The sequence below is a fragment of the Oligoflexus sp. genome, from assembly GCF_035638955.1.
Taxonomy (GTDB): Bacteria; Bdellovibrionota_B; Oligoflexia; order Oligoflexales; family Oligoflexaceae; genus Oligoflexus.
Genome location: NZ_DASQYZ010000392.1, coordinates 1 through 9738 on the forward strand (window position 1 = coordinate 1; position 9738 = coordinate 9738).

Sequence of the window (9738 nt, forward strand, 5' to 3'; positions counted from 1 at the left end):
GCAGCCTCGGATCGGGACTGAAACGTTCGGGTAGCGCGGCATGTTCGGCCGCGTTACGGATACGAAGCACGAGCATGTAGATGGTTAGGTAAGTGAGAAGCCAAAGCCCATGGAGCCAGGGAACGCCCAAAAAGAACAAAAGCGCGAAAAATGTCAAATGAAAGAGCAGAGGCGCTAGCAGAAATTGCTTGGCGAGATTCAAGGCTTCTTTAAATGTCTTCTTGGTTTTTTCATCGCTCGATTTATAGGCCAGAGTATAATCAGCAAGCCCAAGGCTCATGGACAATAGGATTAAGAGAGTCTTGACTCCAGTGATGCCACTGAGATCGCGCAGGACTTTCCGGGTGAAACTCTTGCGACTCACCGGATAATTCTGATAGTTGGGATAATCCGGATCACCCACGCTACCTGCGGTTTGATGATGCTTGAGATGATAGGACCGATAGCCATCGAGATCAATCAGCAGAGGTGCTCCACATAGCCAGCGCCCGACCCATTGATTCTGGCTTTTTGTAGCAAATAAGGAATAGTGGGCGCAATCATGCATGAGTATGGCAAGACCCAGCTGTCTGCCCGCGAGTATCGCCATGCCGACAATGATGAGCAAGGGATGGGGGTACAGTGCGACGGCGATCAGCACCAGAATGATGATTCCCCAGTTGATGGCGAGGCTCTTCCAGCCTTGGTAATTGCTTCTCTCGAGCAGAACTTTTAGTTCTTCACGGGAAAAGTAGCTGACTGATGCTTCCACGTTATCCAGTGTCGACACTGCTTTCATGAAGCCTCTAATTTTGAAGTTTATTCAACCAAAGTTTCCTGGCCGGCTCTTCGTATGCCTGTATCACAGCCGTATGCAGCTGGCGTTCCACACCCTGTGCTATCGCTTGTGGCAAAAGCGGATCCGTCACAAGCAGGCGAATGGACTCCCGGCCCAGAAACAAAGTTTCCCGCAGTTGATCTTCAAGTGACAGTCTGCGAAGGTTTGCAAGACTCAGTTCAAGCTGTTGACGTGCCGAATGGTGCCCCGCTTCCCATCCCTCAGCGTTCCACAAACCTTGCCATTCGTGACCAAGGTTCGGGCTGATATCACCGGCCTTCCAGACCTGGCAGGATTCATCCAAACCCAGGCGATGCAAACGGTCACGTAATGGCTCAGTGGAAAGCCAAAGATTGGCGGGACGAACGAAAAGGCTTCGCAGCCCCTGTCGGAACCCAGTGTGATGCAAAGCCTGGAGTGCCCGGCGATGGCGGCTCCGTTCAAGTGCAGGCGGGATGGCCACCATGTACCAAAATCCGTCCCAGGAACGGAGCCTATCTTCACCCAATTGCCAGTCCCGGGAAAATAATCTTGACGCCTGGCCCAGGTCTCCAAGCTCATAGCTACCCCGCTCATGGCACGTCAGCTGCTGCGACTGGCAAAGTCGAGTCACGGCGACCCGCATCTGGTTCGCATTGAAACCAAACAAGGTTCCGATGCCGATCAGGACTTTTATGTTTAGAGAATCCGGTGCCACGACTCTCATAAGATCCATAATGAGATCTTTAGGCTGATAGTCTTTATTCTCGATCGTCATCGGGGTTAACCTCTGAAGAAATTATTACCGATATAGTCATGTTCTGTCAATTACTGTAATATTATTGCAAGTGCCGGAAATGAAGGTGTTTTTATGGCTTACTAGATGCGGCAGTGCAGTTACACGAAAGGCTTTCTGGATTCGAGGGTGCAGCGAGGGCGGTTGACTTCGGTCCTGCAGACCAAGGGCATGGTTTGACCCCTTTTCAATTTCTTGGAACATGGCCTTAGCCCATAAATGCAGTATTCTCCCTGTTCTTTTCTTTATTGAGCAAGCCAGGCACGTTCGCGACTTTTCCATTTTTTACCAATTAACCAGCTGAGGCCCCCTCAAGACTGACTCATAATCTCCGATAAAAGCTCGTATTCAATCATTCCAACTATGGATCAGGAATTGTCCAGACTCTTTAAATCAGGTGAAAAACTCCGCAACGGTGAGATCGAAATCATCGATCAACTGGGTGTTGGCGGATTGGGTGAAGTATACCGGGTTGCAATGGACCGGGACGGTCAGCGTCAGATCATGGCGATGAAATGCTTCAACCCCAAATTGCTTGAGCAGTCGAATCTTGAAGGCATTGAAATGGTGCACAAAGAGAGTCTGGCGGTCAGCAAGATCAAACATTCAGGCATCGTTTCCATCGTATTAGTCGAGCATAATCCGCCCATCCCTTACATCATCGAAGAATATTTTCCAGGCGGCGATCTGCTCCAGGCAATAGGCGATCGCCGGCGCAACTCTCCGCCCGGCCAACAGGTTTTCTCGGCTGAGGAAATCGCCTGCCTGGGATTTCAAATCAGCTCGGCGCTCGTCATGGTGCATCAAAATAACCTTTATCATGGCGATCTTAAGCCGCAAAACATATGCTTTCGCAATAAGGAAAAACTGGAAACCGTTCTTGTGGATTTTGGCCACGCCGGGTTCCTGGAAGGCAATCTGCTGGATCGGAACGGAAATCTGGCGACCTTGGCCTATCTGCCACCCGAAAGAACCGGCTTCGTCAAGCTTGCCGGGAATGCGAGCAGCGACCTCTATTCTCTGGGCGCCACTCTCCATGAATGCGTGCTGGGGAATCCGCTTTTCGCCGGGCAGGACGGAGGCGACCTGATCAATCGCCTACTCTATGAGGTGCCCAAGGCTCTGCCGGAGATTTTTCCTGAATTCCCGGTGGCCCTCGGCGATATCATCAGCAAACTTCTGCGCAAAGATCCGAGCGATCGTTACCATACGGCATTCGGTGTCGCTGCCGATTTTGAGCGCTGCCTGCAGACCTTGCGCGAGCATCGCGAGCTCTCATCCTTCGCTCTGGGCACCAAGGACAAGCTGCGTGAATTGAACTATCGCATTCCCATGGTGGGCCGTCAGCGGGAGATGTCTGAACTTCATTCCCTCTTGGATAAAACCCATGAAGGCGGACAGGCCCTGGCGCTGATTGGAGCTCCATCAGGCACAGGCAAGTCCCGTCTGGCTTTTGAAATCCTGCACAAAGCCAAACACCAAACGTCTCTGATCAGCTTTGTGAAATTCTCGGAATACGAGCGGAATCTGCCGCTCAGTGCCATCACCCTGATCCTCGTCGAGCACAGCCAATACCTGCGGGGAGTTTCCAGCGAAAATCTCATCCAGTGGCAGAAAAACCTCAAGCTAAGGCTTGGTGCCCGGATCCAGCTCATCGCGGAACGTTACAGCTTCTATGCGCCTTTCCTTCCTGCAACCGAACCCTTCCGCAATACGGACAGCGAACACGGCTTTCAGGTTTTCAATCAGACCATCGGCGAGTTCCTGAGTCTTCTGCCTGCTCAAAATGAAAGTCAACTGCTCCTCATCGATGACCTTCAATGGGCTGATTGGCAAAGCCTGCAGATCCTGGCTGTGCTGGGGCGTAAAATCATCAACGCTGATGCACCGCGAACCATGCTGATGGGGACCTATCGCTCCAATGAGATTGGCGAAGGGCACATGCTCATTCCCACTTTTTTGGACATGCGGCACGATTTCAGCCTGATCGAGCTCGGTCCTCTTGATCAGCGGGATGCCGACACCCTGGTCGAACACCTGCTCGACGAATCTGGTCCGGAGGTCGAAAAACTCCAGGATCTTTGCTATCGCTTTACAGCCGGCAATCCCTTCTTTATTTATGAGTACCTGAAATCAGCGCTCAGTACCGGGATCTACGCCCTTGATGAAGAGACGCAGGCCTGGAAATTCCATGAAGAGCGCATTCACGACGCCGATCTTTCCAGCGGTGTCGCAGGGCTGGTAGCCGAACGCATCCGCTCCTTGAACATCGTCCAGCAGTCACTCGTCAGCATAGCCAGCGTTGCAGGCCACGCGATGAGCCGCGAGGCCCTCAAGCAATTATTCCCGCTTCTGGCCGAACATCGGCATTTGAAAGAGGGTGAGCTGGGTTCGGCCAAATGGGAGCAAACAATTGAGCTCGCCTATCAGGAACTCCTGCAGAAAAATATTCTGAGTCCCGACTTGGATCGCTTTGCCTTCTTCCATGATAAGGTTCAGGAGGCATCCTATTCGCTTCTGACAAAGGACGAACTCAAAGTCCTGCATCACGCCTTCGGTCTTATTTCCATTCAGGCCATCAAGAAGGCCGGGTACAAAGTCAATGAATCGCTTCTCTTTGAAGCGGCCTATCACATCTGCAAGGGCGGACGCACCGACCTGGATTCTGATATTCGGGCCTTCCTGATTCATACAGCCAATGCCGCCAAACGCATTTTCGCTTATGATAAAGCCAAGGAATATCTGCAGACCTTGATCGATTCGATCGACGCGCAGGCTGGTGTCAGCCTGGATGAAAAATTCGATGCGCTCGAATTGACGGCTGATATTCTTTCCATTTCCGAACAGGTCGCGGCCGCCATGGAAATCTATGATCAACTCCTCACCTTTGACTGCGCCCCCCTCAAACGTATCCATATCTATGCGAAAAAAGCCGAATACTGCCTAAACCTTTTCGACTACCGGAATGCCGAAAAGGCGACTGAAGCGGGCTTGAAAATACTGGGGGAGAGCTACTTCAAAACTGAACTCGGGGCCTATCTCTATATAATAGTCAGTGCCCCGGTCCTCATCCTTTACTCGCTTTTCTTCAAATACTTTGGCCGACAGACCAAGGAAATTTCCAGCGAAGAGGAGGACATCCGCTTTTTGCTGCGAATCAAAACAGTGCAGACCCAGTATTTTACTCTGCCCATCGCTGCCATTGCCAATCACATTTCGACTACTCTCCAACTGTTTCCCTATAAGGATAATCGTTACCGGGCGATATCCATGGCCTTCTGGGGAGTCGTGACCTCGACCTTCGGCTTCAACCGTTTGCCAGAGGCCTGCTTTCGGCATGCTTACAACTTCTTCGACAAAACCGCCAATCCCGTGGACAAGGGTTTTGTCCTTTTCTTATGGGGAATGATTTTCGACTTTCCACGGGGGAATTTCCGAGGGGTCCAAAGCAAGCTCGAAGAAGCCTTGTCTATCCTCGCCTCGGTGGGAGAGTCCTTCTGGCGCTCGACGTCCTTATTGGGCTTGATCTTGTCAGACTATTATGGTGCCGAGACAGGACAGGCTGGAATCCGCTCCCATGAACTTATTGAGCTTTGGAAAAAAATGCGCTATGCGCCGACGATGTTGGGTTGCGCCATCCGTCACCAGCTCGAGGACGGCAACGAGGAGCAGTTGAAATTTCTGCTGCAGTTGGTTCATGAAGGCGACCTCGACCTTCAAAGGCAGGGTTATGACTCTCTCGATTCCGTCCTGGCCGCCATGAGCATCGGCGAATATCAAGGCTACATCGGCCAGTATGAGGAGGCAGAGCGATTTGCTCAAAGAGCCTTCAAAATCAGCGCCAAGCGCGTGCATCGCGTGGCCTATGCTACTTTTTCGCACGTTCTTTATGCTCGAGCCCTGATCCAGAATAAAAAACCCTGGAAAGCACTGGCAGCACTCGCTTTTCTCTGGGGCAATCAGATCCTGCAGGTTCGTGTCTTTCGGCCCCATACATGCTTCGAGACCGGACGCTGGCTCTTTGCGATGGACTGGCCCCGCTTCGGCCGGGGCATGATCGAACGAGGCATCCGTTATGCAAACAAGCGCGGCTGGGGAACGCCGGAAGCCGAGGGCCGCCTGCTCCTGGCCCAGCATTTGGAAAGCATAGACCCGGCTCTTGCCCTGGCCCACCTCCACCTGGCCAAAGAACATTTTCAAGGGCGCCATTGGAAGTTTCATGAAGGCCTTTGTGAAAAGGAAAGCAATCGCCAGAAACTGGCCCGCGCCGAGCTTCTCAACCGTGGCTCCACCCGCAACGCCACGCGCACCGACATGAACCGTCGCGGCGTTGGCCTGCGCCAGCAGGTGGAGGTGCAGGCACTGATGGATGTACTTTTGAAGCTGAGTGCGATCAATGAAGAGAATGCACTGTATCGCGCTCTGATGGAAGCCCTGTGCCAGGCATCAGGCTCGGAATTGGCCCTGCTCTATTTTGAGGAGAATGCCCGTTGGTCACCTCTGGTGGCGCACAATATCCGGATTGAACAGAATGAGATTTTCAAAAGCAAGGTCGATCAGTCTTTTATTCAAAAAGCCCTGACGGCGCGCCCAAAGGATCCTATGATCCGCACAGCCCAGGACAAACAGTATGGCCAGGCCACCACAACCGGTTCGGCGCTGCTCCTGCCCCTGATGTCCGAGGGAAAAGTTGCGGGCTACTGTTATCTGGCCAACACACAGCTCTACGATCTCTTCGACAAGCGCAGCGTGGAAGTCGCCCAGCCCATCGCGACCCAGGGCGCGATCGCGCTGCAGAATATTCGACTTAACAAGCAGCTCGCGATTGAAAAGGACGAAATTTCGCAACTGCACCAGACACTCGAACTTCGGGTGATCGAGCAAACTCGCGATATCAAAAGCATCATGCAGCATATCGGGATGGGAATCTGTACGATTTCCAGCGACGATATCCACATCAATAAGGATTATTCCGCTTTCCTCGAACGCCTGCTGGGTGAGAGCGAACTTCACGATAAGTCGCTCCTGCCTCTCCTCTTTGCTCGCACGTCCTCGACTATTGATGAAATTGATCAAACACAGCAAGTTCTGTTTTCGAGTCTGGGTGAGATGGAATTCATGTTCGAGGTCAACTCGCATCTTCTGCCGCGCAGCCTCTCGGGTAAGGGGGCCGAGGAATTTGCTTTGGAATTGGACTGGATTCCCATCTGCGACGACGAGGAAAAGGTCGAACGGATCCTGATTACCATCAACGACGTGACCGAGCTGCGCGGCCTGCAGGCTGCAGCCGCCCGCAAGGACGAGGAGCTGCGTATCATCAGCGAAATCCTTGGTAACAGCGAGCGCGCATGGTCCCGGTTCAGCGCGAGCGGTCAGTTGCTCGTGAAAAAGAATCAGGAGCAGTTGGAGTCGCTGCGACTCGGTGGGGACGCCGTGGAAGTCCTGAAAAAAGTCTTCATGAATACGCACACGCTTAAGGGTAATGCCCGTTCCCTGGGCCTGCGCCGCATGAATCAAGTCATCCATGAGATCGAGCAGTATTTCGCTGATTGCATTCGGACCGAGCCCAAAGATACGGATATTGCCATCCTGCAGACCAAGCTGCAGCGGATCGAAGAGATCTTTCAGGAATACCAGCAGGTCGCCGAGCTAAAACTCGCCCGCAGCGTGAGCAAAGCCGAAGCCATTAGTATACCGCGCGAACCGATTCTGCAAATCTACGAACATTTGCAGGCCCAGGATGATCAGGCGCTGTATGAGCCTCTCTCCGTCATACGCAACTCGCTTTTTATCTCGATGAGTGATCTCCTGCAGCAGCTCTTCAGGGAAGTCGAAGCCATCGCGGTGGAACTTGGCAAAATGCCGCCGGAGATTCATCTCGACCTGCCTGAACTCCGGATCACGCGCCCTGTCGAAGAGATGTTCCGCAATAGCCTCGTCCACCTGCTCCGCAATTCGGTGGATCACGGCCTGCAGTCGGGCGCCGAACGTGAGGCCAAAGGACTGCCGGCTCGCGGCCACATCAGCTTCACAGCGCAAATTCGTGGAAGCATGATCGACTTTCTTCTGGAAGATGACGGTCGCGGCCTCAATTTGAAAAAACTGAAGGAGATAGGACTCCAAAAGAAACTTATCAGCCCACAGGAGGCCGCTGAACCCCAGAACGTGGCCGGGTTGATCTTCCACCCGGATCTCAGCACGGCCGAAAAAGTGAGCGATCTTTCAGGCCGCGGCATTGGAATGACTGCCGTCAAGGATACCATTCAGGAAGCCAGCGGCAGTATCGAATTGGAGCTCCTTAAGACTCGGCGCGTCGAAGAAGGCTTTTGTGCCTTCACCTTCGTCATCTCGTTACCATTGGATCTCTTCCAGATCGATCTCCAGCGGAACGCAGCGTGATGCGGTGCTTCTGGAAGTGGTCTGGAGGTCGCTTCTGCAGATACTGGCAAGGGCTGGCTGCCGAACTTGCTTTGGAGATACAAAAGGGGCTACTGGATGTGAGCATTATTGCCTAAGGTGGCTTTCTACTGGGCTTTTGTGATTGCCTTGATTAGGCGCCCCCAGAACGATCCATATTTATGCCGTGAACTGCTGCATTTGACTTGCCTCTGCGGATCAAGAATACATGCTGCGAATTCAATCCAAAAAACTTAATAATATCGATAAATTACATCCAGGTGCGAATTTTTATGAAAAAAAATGCCGATAGCAATAGGTGCTAAGGGGGCATCAATTGGAAGCTTTTATTCAAAAGTCAGTGTTCTCTCGATCGGTTTCACTCCTATTACTATGCTTTCTAGTGACGGAAGTTACCTTGCTCTTCACTGTCCCGACATCGAGTTATCTCTATACGATCCTGTTGTTAAACTTGGCTTTTAGCATTCCCATCTTCGGGCACTACTGGCGATTGGCCCTAAAGTCAGAGCCTATGTCGGAATATAAGAAAGAGAAGGAAATTTCGGCCCTAATCTACCTGGGCGCGACAACTCTGTCAGTCCTGGTCATTGGCCTATCCTTTCTGCTATTCAAGAATGAATTCGTGATCTTTAATTTGAAGGAAAGTATACGACATCCCATCGTCTTCGCCATTGTAAGTTTGATACTGGTTGACCTGTTCTTTTATGTCTATCATCGTATCTCCCATGTTACAAGCTTGGGATGGCTCTTCCATAGTTCCCATCACGCGATTGAAACGCTCGCCTATGAGAACAGCGTGAGAATCGATCTCAAGGACTTCAATCCCATTTACTGGATCGCAGTCGCAATCCCTATGGGATTTCTGGGCTTCAACTCCCTGGAGACCTATGTGCTTCTGCTGACCAGCCTCTACTACCAGTATTTTCTCCATAGCGGTGCCAATTGGTTCAGAAACTCCGCGTGGGGGTACGTTTTCAACAACCCATCATTACATCGGGTCCATCACTCCATTCACGACCATCAGTTGGACAAGAACTTCGGTGGTATAATCTCGCTTTACGATTTTCTCTTTTTCACGAGTTGCCGTGAAACAAAAAACTTGCGATTTGGTGACTTCGGACTCCACGGCGTTGAGAACTCTTCCACTCTTCACGGGACTTATCTCAGCTTTTCGAAGGCCTTTTTCGCTGTTGTGAAAGCCAAGCCTTGGTACGTTTTTGTTAGTCCACGGATATTGATGCGCGAGTACAATAGATTGAACGCAGTATCACCTATGGACGAAAATCTCCCAATTGCAAGTTGACTGCCTTGGTATCGGCTCAGGTAAAAAATCTATTCATGCGTTTTTGTATAGTAATTGCGGGTGCGTATGGCCATCCGTTTCGGAATAAATCAGCTATTTTGAGACAGTCATAAAAAAAGTTTAGTGTACTTTTCTACCCAAGCACATACACGGACTGTCTTGTGACCGGGATGTTGATCCCGACCTGCTCCTGTGGAATCAGAAGTTTAGGACCACGCTTTGAGTAGCGCTCCGGATGTCTGCCATAAGCCTGTTTTAAGGCCTGTGAGCGTACAGCGATCACTTCATCCCTATGTGCCAGGCAAGTTCGAGACAGCTTTTACCGATAATTTAGTGAAGTAAAAGTGGCGGAAATGAGGTTTCATCATGTCCGAATCGGCGAAGGCAAAGAAGCTTGAAAGCATTGGTAATTCTGAATCATTACCT

General features: G+C 51.5%; 4 protein-coding genes. 2 read left to right on the forward strand and 2 right to left on the reverse strand.

Translation table 11 applies throughout. From position 1 onward, the window contains the following. A partial coding sequence (locus VE954_RS33720; protein WP_324961338.1) for a fatty acid desaturase occupies positions 1–778 on the reverse strand: 778 nt, incomplete at its 3' end. 7 nt (positions 779–785) lie between these two features. Further along, complete coding sequence (locus tag VE954_RS33725) at positions 786–1574, reverse strand: hypothetical protein (RefSeq protein WP_324961340.1); 789 nt, start codon at positions 1572–1574, stop codon at positions 786–788. 393 nt (positions 1575–1967) lie between these two features. Between VE954_RS33725 and VE954_RS33730 the strand changes: the two genes are divergently transcribed. Further along, a complete protein-coding gene (locus VE954_RS33730) occupies positions 1968–7991 on the forward strand; it encodes a protein kinase domain-containing protein (RefSeq protein WP_324961343.1) in 6024 nt (2007 codons plus the stop codon). A gap of 415 nt (positions 7992–8406) precedes the next feature. Beyond that, complete coding sequence (locus VE954_RS33735) at positions 8407–9312, forward strand: sterol desaturase family protein (RefSeq protein WP_324961345.1); 906 nt, start codon at positions 8407–8409, stop codon at positions 9310–9312. The last annotated feature ends 426 nt before the right edge of the window (positions 9313–9738 follow it).